Source organism: uncultured Desulfovibrio sp., from assembly GCF_910584445.1.
Lineage (GTDB): Bacteria > Desulfobacterota > Desulfovibrionia > Desulfovibrionales > Desulfovibrionaceae > Desulfovibrio.
Window position 1 is genome coordinate 82,793 of record NZ_CAJUBO010000011.1, and the last position, 14,854, is coordinate 97,646.

At 65.6% G+C, this 14,854-nt stretch carries 9 protein-coding genes; 4 read left to right on the forward strand and 5 right to left on the reverse strand.

Translation table 11 applies throughout. The annotated features are described in order from the left end of the window. Nucleotides 1-182: 182 nt before the first annotated feature. The 3 genes from QZ294_RS06890 to QZ294_RS06900 are packed head-to-tail and all read left to right on the forward strand — an operon-like array spanning nt 183 to nt 5,300. Nucleotides 183-1,709: an outer membrane homotrimeric porin gene (locus QZ294_RS06890; protein ID WP_297048299.1), complete on the forward strand. Its 1,527-nt coding sequence runs from the start codon at nt 183-185 to the stop codon at nt 1,707-1,709. Nucleotides 1,710-1,737: 28 nt separating this feature from the next. Then, nucleotides 1,738-3,981, forward strand: coding sequence for an ATP-binding protein (locus QZ294_RS06895; protein ID WP_297048300.1), 2,244 nt, complete (start codon nt 1,738-1,740; stop codon nt 3,979-3,981). Next, nucleotides 3,978-5,300, forward strand: a complete 1,323-nt coding sequence (locus QZ294_RS06900; protein WP_297048302.1) for an extracellular solute-binding protein — start codon at nt 3,978-3,980, stop codon at nt 5,298-5,300. Before QZ294_RS06895 ends, QZ294_RS06900 begins: the two co-directional genes overlap by 4 nt. A 340-nt stretch (nt 5,301-5,640) precedes the next feature. Here QZ294_RS06900 and QZ294_RS06905 read toward each other — a convergent pair whose 3' ends face one another. From QZ294_RS06905 to zraS, 5 genes are all read right to left on the reverse strand, one after another. Beyond that, nucleotides 5,641-8,730: a response regulator gene (locus QZ294_RS06905; RefSeq protein ID WP_297048304.1), complete on the reverse strand. Its 3,090-nt coding sequence runs from the start codon at nt 8,728-8,730 to the stop codon at nt 5,641-5,643. A gap of 388 nt (nt 8,731-9,118) precedes the next feature. Further along, on the reverse strand, nt 9,119-9,631 hold the full coding sequence (locus QZ294_RS06910) for a GTP cyclohydrolase (RefSeq protein ID WP_297048306.1): 513 nt from the start codon (nt 9,629-9,631) through the stop codon (nt 9,119-9,121). Nucleotides 9,632-9,869: 238 nt separating this feature from the next. Further along, a complete protein-coding gene (locus tag QZ294_RS06915; protein WP_297048308.1) occupies nt 9,870-10,931 on the reverse strand; it encodes a LacI family DNA-binding transcriptional regulator in 1,062 nt (353 codons plus the stop codon). Nucleotides 10,932-11,022: 91 nt separating this feature from the next. Continuing rightward, nucleotides 11,023-12,393: a sigma-54 dependent transcriptional regulator gene (locus QZ294_RS06920; RefSeq protein WP_297048310.1), complete on the reverse strand. Its 1,371-nt coding sequence runs from the start codon at nt 12,391-12,393 to the stop codon at nt 11,023-11,025. 41 nt (nt 12,394-12,434) lie between these two features. Then, nucleotides 12,435-14,006, reverse strand: coding sequence for a two-component system sensor histidine kinase ZraS (gene zraS, locus QZ294_RS06925; protein ID WP_297048312.1), 1,572 nt, complete (start codon nt 14,004-14,006; stop codon nt 12,435-12,437). A gap of 190 nt (nt 14,007-14,196) precedes the next feature. On the opposite strand from zraS, the gene QZ294_RS06930 reads away from it, so the two are divergent. After that, nucleotides 14,197-14,793 carry a hypothetical protein gene (locus QZ294_RS06930; protein ID WP_297048314.1) on the forward strand — a complete coding sequence of 199 codons (597 nt, stop codon included), beginning with the start codon at nt 14,197-14,199 and terminating at the stop codon, nt 14,791-14,793. Nucleotides 14,794-14,854: the final 61 nt, after the last annotated feature.

The following is a 14,854-nucleotide window of genomic DNA, read 5'->3' on the forward strand; positions in this document are numbered from 1 at the left end:
GCGGACCCGAATGCCCCGCGGCGCCCGATGCCATCCCCTTCCGCCTCCGCGCCCGTTCCGGCGATTGCCATCCGGGGGGCCGTGGAGTATGCTGACAATGCTTTGTGAATCCTGCTGTTTGCTGCCAACGCCCGCGGCGCCTCCGGCTCCGCGGCGGCGAAGTTTTGCCCGGAGTTGCCGCCATGTCGTCTCCGCGCAACCGCCCGGCAGCCGGGCGCTCCCTTTTGGGGCGCGGCTGTCCGGTCATGGTCCTTTTCTGCCTGCTTTCCGGCCTGCTGGCGCCGGCCGCGACGATGGCCGCGGAGTTCACCGCCCTGGGGCACTGGATGTTCGGCCTGAACGCGGGGAACGTCTACGGCCAGAAGCGCGCGGACGTGCGCGACCATTTTCAGGCCGTGCAACGCCTGCGTACCCAGTTCGGCTTTGTGACGTCGCCCTCCCTGGACGGCCAGATACAGCTGGAAATGGGCAAGACCAACTGGGGGCAGGCATCGAGCGGCGGCGCGCTGGGCGCTGACGCGGCCCTGACGAAGCTGCGCCACGCCTGGCTTGACTGGCGCGTTCCCGGCAGCGGCACCTCCGTCCGCATGGGACTCCAGCCGGTGAACATGCCCTCCTTTGTCAACGGTTCGCCGCTGTTTTCCGAGGATGCCGCCGCCATCGTGGTCTCGCAGGAACTCCACAAGCGTCTGGACGTGACGGCCTTCTGGGTGCGCGCATCGGCATCCAATGAGGACCCGGGGCGCGAGGGCCTTCCCGGCTTCAACGAGATGGACTTTTTCGGGCTGTCGCTGCCGGCGCGCGGCGACGCTTTCCGCGTGACGCCCTATGCCATGTTTGCCGAGGCCGGGGTCAATTCCTTCGGGTCCCGCGCCAGATCCGGCTCCGGCTGGTCGCTTGCGCCCTATAAAAGCTCCCTGCGCACGGTGGCCGCCAACCTCACGCCCGTTGGCGGCACGCGCCTGCTGGCCGACCCGCGCGCGTCCCGCCAGCTCGCCCCCTGGGGCACGGCCTGGTGGGGCGGCATTGGCGGCGACGCGAACCCGGTCGCCCGCTGGCGCCTCGCCGGCGAAGTCGCCTTCGGCAGCGCGGACTTCGGCTCGCTCACGACCCGCGGCAGGAGTTTCGCCATGCGCCGCGCCGGCTGGTACGGGGCATTTCTTGCGGAATACCGGCAGGACCGCATGACGCCGGGGCTTCTGGGCTGGTATTCCTCCGGCGATGACGGCGACCCCCGGAACGGCTCGGAGCGCATGCCCGTGGGCAAGAGCGCCAACCGGGACTGGAAAGTGCTCAATCTCGCCTATGACGGCGCGCCCTTCTGCCCGGACGGCGGCGCGCAGATCATCAGCCCCAACGGCACCATGATCGGCACCTGGGGCCTGGTGGGCTTCCTGAAGGACATCACCTTCCCGGAGGACCTCAGGCATACCGTGCGCGTCGGCTATGTGCGCGGCAGCAACGATCCGGCCATGGTGACGGCCGATCCGTTTTTCACGGACGCATCGCCGGGGGGCTACCTCACCAGAAAGGACGAGGCCCTGGAGGTGGATCTTGAGACACGGCTCCAGCTGTACGAGAACCTGACCCTGATCCTGGATGCCGACTGGCTGCGCGTCAACTGGGACAGCGACGTCTGGAAGCGCTTCGGCGACCGCCTGGTGCAGGATTTTTACCGCGTGGGACTCACCGCGTACTATCACTTCTGAAACATGGAATTTGAGCGGAGAAAATTCCATGAGCCGACACGACAAGATTTTCTACAGCAAGCTCCTGCTGCTCTTTCTCGGCATCGTTTCCCTGCTGATCTTTTTTTACACCATAAAGCTGCGCGATGTCATCGAGCAGAACATCCTGTTCAATATCAATGAAATAGCCCAGCATGACAAACGGGCCATCAGGACCTGCATCGAGCTTTTCCTGGACGAACTTTCCGGGGTGGAAAAGCGGCTCGCGGCCCAGGGCGGCGATTCCCTCAGGGAGCTGGAAACGCGGCTGAACCTGGAAAGCTCCACCACCCCCTTCAAGCGCCTGTTCATGCTTGCCGAGGACGGCAGGATCTTCACGGACAAGTTCCTCATCTACACGCCGGGGCAGGGCGGCATCGGCGGCCGCTTCGACTTCAGGCACCTGTTTTCCGGCAACGACAGAAAAGAACTGGTCCTGCGCTTCGACGACAATGCCGAGTTTGCGGGCATCTCGCGCGAATCCATCCTTTACGCCATCAAGCTGGAGGATTTCAGCGTGGCGGGCCTGCGCATGACCGCCCTCATCGGCTTTACGGACATCAGCTTCCTCCAGGAGCACCTGATCATCGAGAGCTTTGTCAGGAACGACCGGGCCTATGGCTTCAGCTCCGTCATCGACATGAACGGCAACTACATCGTCGGGCGCACCAGAGATATCTATCTGCGTAATGACACGAACTTTTTCACCCAGCTCGCCGCCTCCCGCTCCAGCAGCCTGACCAAGCGGGAGATCGTCGGCCGGATGGCCCGGCGGGAGGACTTCAGCCTCTACCTGGAGGACGGGGACGGCAAGAAGCTGGTCTATTTCGTGCCGTTCATCAACCAGGCCGGCCCGCATCTGGACTGGTATTTCCTGATAATGGTCAACAACGACTTTCTGGTGGCGCGCCAGGCCACCTTCACCCTCATGGGCCTGTCCCTGCTCGTGCTGGTGGTGCTGCTCCTGACCCTGTTCATGCTCTATGGCATCTTCAGCCGCAACCGGCTGCACATGGCAAATGAATCCGTGCGCGTACGCAGCGAATTCCTGTCCAACATGAGCCACGAGATCCGCACGCCGCTCAACGGCCTGATCGGTCTCAACCATCTCATCGCCTCCCATGTGGAAGAGCGGGACAGGCTGCCGCAGATCAGGGACTGGCTCGGCAAGTCCAGAAGCCTTGCCGAGTATCTGCTTGCGCTGCTCAACGACATTCTGGACATGTCCAAGCTCCAGGCCGGCAAGATCGACATCGTCAACGCCCGTTTTTCCATAACGGACATGATCGCGGACGTGATTTTCATGCAGACCGCCAATGCCGAGAAAAACGGCCTGCTCCTCTCGCTGGAGGAGAATGTGCCCGTGCCCTGGGTCCTGGGGGACGCGACGCGCCTCAAGCAGATCCTGGTCAATATCATCGGCAATGCCGCCAAGTTCACGCCCTCCGGCGGCTCCATCACGGTCACGGTGCACCAGGAACGCACGGACGAGCGCCATGTGCGGACCATCTACCGCTGCCGGGATACGGGCAGGGGCATGAGCAGGGCCTTTCTGCAAAAGCTGTTCGATCCCTTCACCCAGGACGCGCAGGCGCAGCAGCATGCCGCGCTCAAGGGCACGGGCCTGGGCATGCCCATCACCAGGGAGCTTGTGCGGGCAATGGGCGGCAGCATCGAGGTGGAGAGCGAAGAAGGCGTCGGCAGCACCTTCACTGTCGGCATCCCTTCCGAGATCGCGGATCCGGGCGCGCCCGCTCCGCGAGCCGCCCGGACGCCCGGGATGCCCCCCGCCGGACAGGACGCCGCTTCCGGCGCCGTGCCCTCTCCGGCGCCGGTCGCGCGCGGGGGCAGGATCCTCCTGGCCGAAGACGCGGAGTTCAATGCGGAATTTCTCATGGAACTGCTCACGGACGAGGGCTTTTCCGTGGTCCATGCCGAAAACGGCCAGGCGGCGCTGGATATCTTCCGCGCGTCCGCCGTGGGGGAATTTGCCGTCATCCTCATGGACATGCAGATGCCGGTCATGGACGGCTGCGAGGCCGCGGCGGCCATCCGCGCGCTGGACAGGCCGGACGCGACCACGGTCGTCATTTATGCCTGCACGGCCAACACCTTCAAGGAAGACATGGACAAGGCGCTCGCCAGCGGCATGGACGACTTCCTCACCAAGCCCATAGACATCAAGGTCTTTTTGCGGAAAATGGCCGCGATCACCGGCGCGCCCGCGGGCGACGCCGACAGGAGGCGCCCATGACCCGACGTCTGTTTCCCGTGTTCCTTGGGGCCGCGCTGCTTCTGGGCGCGCTTTTGCCGGCCTGCGACCAGCCGCCCCGGCCCGTGCATCTGGTCATCAAGACGCCCATGCAGGAAATGAACACCCTCAGCAACCCGAACATCCGCGACACCACGGCCTTCCTGAAGCAGGCCTCGGCCGCGTTCGCGGAACACTATGCAAAGGCGGCGGTGCAGCCGGACGTCAAGACGTTCAACTATGTGGACGAGGTCAGGGCCGTGACCGACAGCTTCGGCACCGAAACGGCGCCGGACATTCTTTTTGGAGCGTTTTTCAATCTTTCCAGCTATATAGATACCGGACGCGCGGCGCCGCTGGATGACATGATCAGCCCGGCCCTGAAAGCGGACATGACGCCGCACGACTGGGACCCCGGCCTGCGCGAGGGCAGGATATATCTGCTGCCCTACCTGAAGATGCAGAATATCCTCATCTACAACAAGGCGCTGTTCCAGCAGTGCGGTCTCGGGTCCTATATCGGCCATGGCCGCGAGATCCAGAACTGGACGCTGCCCCAATGGCGGCGCATCCTCGACACTCTGGCCGCCAGATTGCCGCACGGCATCTACCCGCTGGCCGTCTTTGCCGCAAACAACCAGGGGGACACGCACATCCTCTCCTACCTGCGCGCCTTCGGCGGCAGGATTTTCGACAGCCGGGGCAATTTTGCCTTTCAGGACCCGGCCACGGTCAAGGCCCTGGCCTGGTTGCAGGAGGGGGTGCGCCGGGGCTGGTTCCCGCCCCATCCCGAGAATCTGGAAATGAAGGATTGCAGCGAGCTTTTCGCCAACGGCCAGCTGGCGATCTATATGTTCAACAATGCCAACCGCACCATCTACACCAATCTGGACGATTATGGTTTCGTCAATTATCCAGGGAACATAGCAACGGAATTCTCCAACGGTTTTCTCGTGTTCGACAATGGGGACCCCGCGCGGCTCCAGGCCGCCAAGGATTTCCTTGTCTTTCTGTATGACCGCGATGAATGGCGCGATCTTTCCGCCGGCAATATCCCCACCAGCAAGCGCACCCTGGACAAATACCGCGACCGCATCGTCATGATCGACGAATTTGCCCGCAATGCGCCCAATGTCGTCGATTTCACCAATAAAAGCCCCAACTGGCAGGGGCGGCAGGACTCGTTCCGCAGCGTGTTCTGGCCCAATATCCACAGGCTGCTGGAGCTGAAGATCACGCCGGAGCAATGCGCCGCGGACCTGGACCGGGTCTGCAACGCCGCCCTGGAGAAGGGACGCAGGGAACGCAGGCTCCACCCCTAGGGCCTAGACCTATTAATGTGACTGCTGGCTTGGGATGTGGCAGCTTGTGCAATGCCACAATCATCCGTCAAAAACAGCCTTTTTTGCGCTGGCGGCGTCACTGGGCGATTTTTGTCGGTCATGTACTTAAGTACACTCCCTCCAAAAATCGTCCACTTCCTTGCCAGCACAAAAAAATCTTATTTTTTAGGATCCTTGCGGCGACAGCCCCCGCCCTTCGCTCCGCTTCGGGCGGCCAGCGGAAAAACCTCTTTTCCGCACTGGAGAAACCATAACGGAGTTTAATGAGGTCTGAGCCTAGAGCAGGGGGCGCGCTCCGGCCCTGATGCGGCCTGAGGTTTCACCCCAGCAGCGTGTCCAGCGTCTGGAACAGAAGAGAGAAATCGATGGGCTTTGCGATGTGGCCGTTCATGCCGCGCGCCAGGGCCTCCTGCTTGTCTTCCTCAAAGGAATTGGCCGTCATGGCGATGATGGGCACCGAGGCAAGCCCGGCGTCGTCCAGGGCGCGGATGGCCTGGGTCGCGCCATAGCCGTCCAGCACCGGCATCTGCACGTCCATGAGCACCACGTCATAGGGCGCGCCCGCGGAGGCCATGAGCATCTCCACGGCTTCGCGGCCGTTGGCGGCCACATCCACGCTGTAGCCGGCTTCCGTCAGGAATTCGACGGCGATCTCCTGGTTCATGGCATTGTCTTCCGCCAGCAGGATATGCCCGGAACGCCTCCTCCCGGTGTCCCGGCTGTCCGCATCGCCCGCCGCCCCGGAAGGCAGCAGGCACGCGCGCACATCCGACCAGAAAACCGGCCTGCCCAGGCAGGCATCGATGTCCGGCTCCGACCGAGCGGCCTCCGCCCAGTTGCTGGCGAGCAGCGCCACACGGGGCCGCCTCTCCCCGGCGGCCTCGCGGATGCGCCGGGCGAGGGCGGCGCCGCCGCCCGGAACTTCCCGGCTGATGAGGCACAGGCTGTACCCGTCGTCTCCGGCGGCGCGCGCCAGCTCAAGGGCGGCTTCCGCCGTGGCGGCCAGGTCGACGCGCACTCCGTGGGCATCCAGCAGGCGCTCCAGCGCCTCGCGGGCGCGGGCGTCGCCTTCCACCACCAGCACCCTGTACGCTTCCGCATGGGGCAGGCGGCCGGCCGCGTCCCCGGGCAGGCGGAACAGCACGCGGAAGACGAATTCCGTGCCCACGCCGGGCGCGCTGTGGACCTCGATGTCGCCCCGCATCATCTCCACGATGTTCTTGGTGATGGTCATGCCGAGTCCCGTGCCCTGGATGCCGGCCACCGTGGAGGACCGGGCGCGTTCGAAAGGCTCGAAGATGCGGGCGAGAAATTCCTCGCTCATGCCGATGCCGTTGTCGCTGATGCGGAACTCGTAGGCGGCGTGGCCGGGCACGCAGCAGTCCTGCTGCTTCACGAGCAGGTGGATGGTGCCCCCCTCGCCCGTGTATTTTACGGAATTGCTGAGCAGGTTCAGGAGGATCTGGTTCAGCCGGAGCTTGTCGCACAGGACATGCTCGTCGCGCATGTCCTCGACATCCAGGGTGAGGGTCTGCCGTCTGGCGCCGGCCGTGGGCTGGACGATGTTCCAAAGCTCCCGGAGGATGACGGGCAGCTCCTGCGGCTTTTCCTCCAGCTGGATCTTGCCGCTCTCGATATAGCTCATGTCCAGGATGTCATTGATGAGGCTGATGAGGTGGTTGCCCGAAGCGAGGATCTTCCGCAGGTAGCCTTCCACCTGCTCATCCCTGCCAAGATGGGTGAGCGCCAGCGACGTATAGCCCACCACCGCGTTCATGGGGGTGCGGATGTCGTGGGACATGTTGGAGAGGAAGAGGCTCTTGGCCGTGCTGGCCCGCTTGGCCTGTTCCAGGGCTTCGGCGAGCCGGCTTTTCTGCTCCATCTCCTCGCGGATGCGCGCATCCACGCTCTGGAGGCCCACCACGATGCCCGAGAACTCGTCCCGCGCGCCGACGCGCACGGCCTTGAGCTGGTAGTACAGGATGCTCTCGCCATTGAGCGCCCGATAGTTGAAATAGGCGATCTCCCGGCGCGCCAGCGCGGCCCTGAGACCCTCGGGGGAACAGGCCTTCCGGAACGCCTCGCGGTCATCGGGATGGACGCAGGTGCGGAGATAGGCGGCCATCTTTTCCGGAAACGGCAGCGGGCCGGAAAAGATCCGTTCCAGGTCCCTGTCGGGGGCTTCCATGAGCTGGAGCACCGTTCCGTCGCCCGTGGCCGCGTCGAGCACGCACACAAGCTGATAATCGACGCTCAGGGCGCGCACCAGTTCCTTCTGGCGGCGGTCCTTCTCGCTCTGCTCCCGCTCCTCGGCAAGCTTCTGCGCCGTGCAGTCCAGCAGGAAGCGCTGGCAGACGATCTCGCCGTCCTTCTCCACCAGCTTGGCATTGCCCATCACATGGACGATCTTGCCGTCCGCGTGGACGACCCGGTACTCGTAACTGGTGCTGTCGCCCACCTTCTTCAACTGGCCGATGGCGGTGCGGAGCTTGGGCTTGTCCTCTTCGGCCACGGTGCTCGCCACCATCTGGAAGCCGCCCGCCTCCAGCTCCTCGCTGGAGGCGAAGTCCAGCAGCTTGAGCGCCGCCCGGTTGATGCTGATGACGCGGCCGCCATCCAGGGAATGGCAGAGGATGCCGCAGTCCATGGTGGTGAAGATGGTCTCCAGGGCGGCATTGTTCTGGAGGAGCCGCTCCTGGTAGAGGCGTTCCTGGGTCACGTCCACGCCGATGCCCATGGTGCCCATCATGGTGCCGTCCACATTCCGCAGGGGGGACTTGTAGACCGTGAGCAGCCGCGTGCCCGCCCCCGTGTTTATGGCCTCCTCGGAAACGTGCGTCTCCCCGCTCTCCATGACGATGCGTTCCGACTCGATGCAGGCCGGGTCATCCGTTTCCACATCCCAGATGTAGGCATGGCCCCGGCCCTGCACCTGCTGCCGCGTTTTGCCCACGGCGCGGCAGAAGCTGTCGTTGACCCTCTCGTGGATGCCGTCCCTGGTCTTGAACCAGATGAGATTGGGGGTGGTCGCCAGGGTGCATTCGAGGAACTGGCCTGTCTCCCACAGGTCCTTGCCCTGCCTGAAGCGCTCCTGCCAGCGCGTGAAATGGAAGCGCAGTTCGGCATCCTCCATGGGCAGGCGCCAGATGTCCGCGGCCCGCTCCAGCACGGGCGCGGGCAGGGGCGCGCCAGAGGGCGCGAGCACCAGAAGCTCGGCTTGCGCTACGGCCGCCAGGGCGGCAAGACCGGCGGCATCCAGGCCGGGACCGGCCACGATGACATCAGGACCCTCCGCGACATCGCGCACGAACACATGCCGAAAGCCGGGCAGGGGAGGAACGGCGCGCAGCAGCTCGACGACATGCTCCTGACAGCCCGTGAAACAGAACCTGACGGTGCATTCATACATGGATGCGCTTCCTTTTCTCCGCTTCCGGCAGCCGGCGCCACCGGGAGGGGCGGCCGGCAACGCGCCCGGACCAGTGACGGCACGGCCCGGGTCCATGACGGCGGGCGGACCTGTCAGGAGAGGAACACACGGGGAATGCCCCGCCCCTTGCGGTGCGGAACCGGCGAAAATACCGCGCCGCCGCCCCGCAGTGGCACCGGAGGCGACCACGGCCCGATCCGGCGGGCGACCCGTGCATTGTCTGGAAAACGGCAGTGTGATCATACCGGCATTTGCCGGTCTTTACAAGCCCGGCGGCCTTCCGGCAGAAAAAACCGCCCCCTCCCCCGCGCTGTGGGGGAAGGGGCGGCCGGGGCCCGAGGGAGGTGGATGGGCCCGATCTTGAACGTCACTGCGCGCCGCGATCCGCGGCGCCTCCGCAGGCCTGCCAGCGCTGTTCCAGCGCGCGGGCGAGCGACGCGGCCAGTTCCGGCTCGCGGACGCCATGCACGGCGAAAACTCCCCAGGGCAGCGTTCCGCATTCTTCCGCCGCCGCCTGGAAAATGTCTGCAAATACCGAATCCCGCCGCGCCTCGTCGGGCACCTGCACGGCCGCCGCACAGGCCGCATCCGGACGGCGGGCCGCCAGCGCCTCGGCCGCCACGCGCGCCAGACGTTCCGTTTTGGCCTCGGGCGGGACGAACCCGCTGGCCGCCCGGACGATGCGCTCCTTCCAGGGGCGGCCCTCCGGCGCCTCAAGGTCGATGGCGAGCGTCCGCGCGCGTTCCACCAGCGGCGCGGGCAGCGCGGGCGGCGGAGGGGGCGGCGTGCGCCACGCCGCGGCCAGCGCCACCATGCCCGCAATCGCCCCGCAAAACAGCAGGGGCACCTTCCAGCCGGTCGCTTTTTGTCGTGCGCCCATGGCGTGTGTTCTCCGGGTTCCTGGTTCTGGATACGCCATCGCCGCGGCCGGGGGCAAGAAAAACCCCGGCCGGACGGCAAAATTTTTATTGAAAGATCATTGAAAATTTTAGGCTCTGTTCTCCACTGCGGGAGAGGGATATTCCTGGTTCCGTCTGGAGCGGAGCGACAGACGGATGCTGGTGCCGGAAGGATCCGAAAAAATCATCACTCCAAAAATATACCAAAGCCCAAATTTCTCAGGCGCGCGGGGCGGCCGTGGAGGCCCTGGGGACGAGTTCCGGCTGGATGTTCCGGCGCACGGCGATCTCGGTGGCGTCCGTCTCCCCGGACATCCTGCGGTAGAGCAGCCGGAACGCCTCCTGCGCGTTCTGGGCCATGGAGTGCTCCACGCTCGTCAGGCTGACCCCCACGAGGTCGGAGGGAAAATCATTGTCGCAGCCGCACACGCTGTAGTCCCCGGGCACGGAGTATCCGGCGGCGGCGAGCGCGTCCAGGGCGCCATAGGCCATCATGTCGTTGACGGCCGCGACGGCCGTGAACGAGTCCGGCTCCGACTCCAGCACGGCGGCGGTGATCTTTCTGCCCAGGTGCCGCTCCAGAAGGATATTGTCGCGGGCCTGGGCCTGGCTGGCAAAGCTCGTGAACAGGGTGACCTTTCCCTCGGGGCAGATTTCGGCCCAGGTATCGCGCAGGCCCTCAAAACGCTTGACACGCACCGGAATGGCCGAGGAGAGCGGCGTGGAGATGCAGATGATGCGCCGGTGCCCCAGCGCGGCGAGATGGCGCGCCACCAGGCTGCCGGCGGCATGGTTGTGCAGCTCCACAAACTCGGCGGCGCTCTCCCCCTCCCTGTCAGCCATGATGACGATGGGCAACAGGCGCGCGATCTTGCGGACCAGGGGCCGCGATTGCGGCATCATGGCGAAGATGACGCCGCCCACATCCGATTCGGCCATGACCCGGAGGATGCGCGCCTCCTCGCCGGCATTGCCATAGGTGGTATAGACAAGGACATTGCATTCCATGCCCGCGGCCTCGCTCTGGAGGGCCTGCACCACGGTGGAGTAATAATAGTTGCGGATAAAGGGGCAGACCACCATGACCGTGCGCCGGGCAAACAGCGTGGCCCTGCGCCTGGTGGCGGCGGTATAGCCCAGTTCCTCGGCGGCGGCCCGCACCAGGCGCACCGTCTCCTCGGCAAAGGAAACATCGGGACGGCGGGCAAGGATCATGGACACCGTGGCCTGGGAAAGGCCGGTCTTTCTGCTCACATCCGCAAGAGTTACCCGTCGGCTCATCGTGCTCCTGTCATGGCTGGACTCAGACCTCATGAAAACCGTTTCCTGGTCGTTTCATTCCGCGCTGCCAGATCATAGCCGGGGTCTGGCCCTACTCCTGCTCAAGGCCGTACTTGCGCAGCTTGTTGTGCAGGGTCGCCCGTGTGATGCCGAGGCGGCGCGCGGCTTCGCTCTTGTTGTCGCCGGTCTGGCGCATGGTGTCCTCGATGGCGCGGCGCTCCACCAGCTCCAGGGCCATGCCCGCCAGCGAAAGGGCTTCCTGCTGCGCCGGGCCTTCCTCCGGGGGGGCGGCATGGGCGATATCGTCGGGCAGTTCCGCGCCAGTCACAAGGTCGCCGTTGCAGAGGATGACGGCCCGCTCCACCGCGTTTTCCAGCTCCCGCACGTTGCCGGGCCAGGGATAGCGCAGGAGGCTGTCCAGGGCCTGGGGCGAAAAGCCCTTGATGCTCTTGCGGTTGCGCTCGGCGAAACGCTGGAGGAAATAGGCCGCCAGCAGCGGGATGTCCTCGCCGCGCCGCCGCAGGGGAGGCACCTCGAGGGAAATGACATTGAGGCGGAAATACAGATCCTCGCGGAAGCGCTTTGCCTGCACCTCCTGACGCAGATCCCGGTTGGTGGCCGCGATGACGCGCACATCCACCGTAATGGGCGTATCCGAGCCGACGCGCTGGATCTCCCCCTGCTGGAGGGCGCGCAGGAGCTTGGCCTGGAGCTGGAGCGGCATCTCGCCGATCTCGTCCAGAAAGAGCGTGCCGCCGTTGGCCTGGACGAAGCGCCCCTCGCGGCGGCGGTCCGCGCCGGTGAACGCGCCCTTTTCATGGCCGAAAAGCTCGGATTCGAGCAGGGTCTCGGCCAGGGCGGCGCAGTTCACCGTGACCAGCGGCTTGTCGGCGCGGGCGCTGGCCGCATGCAGGGCGCGGGCCACCAGCTCCTTGCCCGTGCCGGACTCGCCCGTGACGAGCACGGTCGCCTCGGTGGGCGCCACGGTCTCGATGAAGCCGAGCATCCGCTTGAGCGCGTCGCTGCGGCCGATGATCTCCTGGCTGCCCGCGGCCTCGGTGAGCTGGCGGCGCAGTTCGCGGTTTTCCACGCTGTGGCGCGAGCGCTCGATGCACTGTTCCAGCGTCTCGCGCAAAAGGTCGAAATCCAGGGGTTTGACGAGATAGTCGTACGCGCCGAGGCGCAGGGCGTCCACGGCGGTCTCCACCGAGGAGAAGGCCGTCATGAGCACCACGGGCAGGGCGGGATTGTACTCCAGCATGGCCTTGAGCGCGTGGATGCCGTCCATGCGCGCCATCCGGACGTCCGTGAGCACCGCGTCAAAGGCCCGTTCGCGCACGAGGGCCACCGCCTCGTCGCCGTCCGCGGCCTCCTCCACGGCAAAGCCCCAGGAACGCAGCATGGTTTTCAGCATGCTGCGGTGGGCGTCGTCATCGTCGACCACAAGAATGGCGCTGCTCACGGCTTCCTCCTTCAGCCTCACCTGTTTGCGGGCCACCCGGCTCAGCGCCGGGCGCTCCCGGACTCTTCCTCCGGCGCCAGCGGCAGCCAGATGCGGAAGACGGTTTCTCCGCCCACGGACCCGTTCCCGTCCTTTGCGGGAACGGCCGGGCGCGAACGGACGGATATCCTGCCGCCATGGGCGGTGATGATCTTGTGGACCAGGGGCAGGCCCAGCCCCGTGCCACTGCCCTTGGTGGTGAAATACGGATCGAAGATATGCTCCATGATCTCCGGCGTCATGCCGCTGCCCGTGTCGCGCACGAGAAGGCAGACGCTCTCCCTGGCGCGGGAAATGGCGATGGTCAGCGTGCCGCCGTCGGGCATGGCGTCCAGCGCGTTGAGGCAGAGATTGAGCAGGGCCTGCCCCAGGCGCTCCACGTCAACGAACACATTGGGCACGCTGCGCGACGTGCGGCAGGAAAGCCCGACGTGGCGTTCGCCCGCGCTTTGCCGGATAAGGCGCAGCACATGGGCCACGATATTCTCCAGACATACGGAGCGCGGCTTCACGTCGCTTGGCCGGGAAAGGCCCAGAAGGTCCGTGATGACGCGGTTGAGGCGGTTGACCTCACGGACCATGATGTCGGCGGCCTCGCGCTCTTCGCTGCCATCGCCGAAGCGCTGGCGGAAATAGGTGGCAAAGCCCTTGATGGAACTCAGCGGATTGCGGATCTCGTGGGCCACGCCCGCGGCCAGGGTGCCGATGGCCGCAAGCTTTTCCCTGCGGCGCACCTCTTCCTCCAGCCGGTGGACCTCGCCCTCGGCCCGGAACTGGCGGCGGCGCGACTCCCTGGCGCGCTCGGCGAAGCTGACGGCCAGAAGGCAGACCATGCCCATCAGGAAGGCCACCACGCTGAGGATGATGGCATAGCTGCGGTTCTGGCGGCGCGTGATCTCAAAGGGCGAAACGTCAAGCCCCAGAAAAATGGTGGGCGGGGGCAGATCCTTGGACCAGTTTTCCCTGCCAAGCAAAAAATTCCGATAGACCACAAAGACGCGCCGCCCCTCCATGCGGATGGTGGTCCAGCGGACATCGTCCCCCGGGGCCAGGCCGGTCATGCGGTCCTCGTCCACCTCCTCGCCCTGCATGCGCAGCGTCTCGCCCAGCCGCGTGCGTTCGCTGTGGGCCACGATGGTGCCGTCAGGCATGGTCACGGCCACGAACTCGATGTCGGGGCTGCGCGTCATTTCCTCCAGCAGCACCTGGAGCCGCACGCCCGTCTCGCCCCGCAGGCCCGTCCGCAGGGCGCTTTCAAAGGCCATGATGAGCGAGGAGCCTTTCTCGGCCAGCAGGTCCGCCATGGCGCGCTCGCTGCGACGGATGGACATATAGGTCACAAGCGCCACGGCGAGCACCAGGATGAGCACGGCACTGCCGAGCATCCACCCCAGGGGCACGGGCGCGCCCGGCCTCCCGGAATTCGACGCGTCGATGCCCCTGCGGCCATCGACGCGCGATCTCGTTGGGGCGAAAGTTTCGGGTGCCGCCGGAGAAGCCGCCGTGGCGACCCAGGCGTCCCTGAGGCGGCCCGCGTCCGAAAAACCGGCCGCGGCCTCTTGCTCTGTGTTCATGCTTTTAGTATAGCCATCGCCCTCGCGCCTGTCATCTGTCCCTCTGGTCACTTTTTAACAGGTTTTTTGCACACTTTTTGCATCGCATTGCGCGTACTGGCGGAATGACCGTCGGCACAGTCCCGTCTCCTGTCCACGCCTGATCCCCCCTTTTTGCCGTATCCCTCCCGGTACGTCCCAAGAGTCCGCCATGCCCAAATTCCCCAGTTTCCTTGTCCTTGCGGCGGCGCTGCTCTGCCCCCCGCTGTCTTCCGGCGCGCGGTGCGCCCCCGCCGCCGACGGCCGGACCGGCGCCCCCGAAACGGCGCCCGCGCCCACCGGCGACAGCGCCATGGACATGCATGATGTCAGCCCGGAACGGGAGGAACGCTACACCCGTTCCGTCCGCCAATGGCTGGATAGCCTGCCCGCCGTCCAGCAGGAGCGGGCCAGGAAGATCCTCCGCGAGGCCCGTCCCGGACTGCATGAGCTTCGCGTCCGCATCCGCGAAAAAAAGGCGCAGCTTGCGGAACTGCGCTTCAGCAGCGCAACGCCGCCCGACACCCTGCCGCGCCTGGGGCAGGAGCTTCAGCGGCTCCGCACCCAGTTGCGCCGGCGCCTGCACGCCATCAACGAATTGCTGCGCCATGAAGCGGGCGTCCAGATGGGTCCGCTGGGCGAGGACGGACTCTGGCTCTCGCCCCCACCTGACGAGGATTTCGGGACCGCTCCCGGCCAAAGCTCCGGCCAGACCTCCCCGCAATCCCCTGACGTGACCGCGCGGGTCGCCGCTCTCGCGCGGCGCTGACCCGCCACCCGGACCCCAGCGCCCGATCTTTCCACGTTTCCATGGCTGCCGCGCCCGGTCC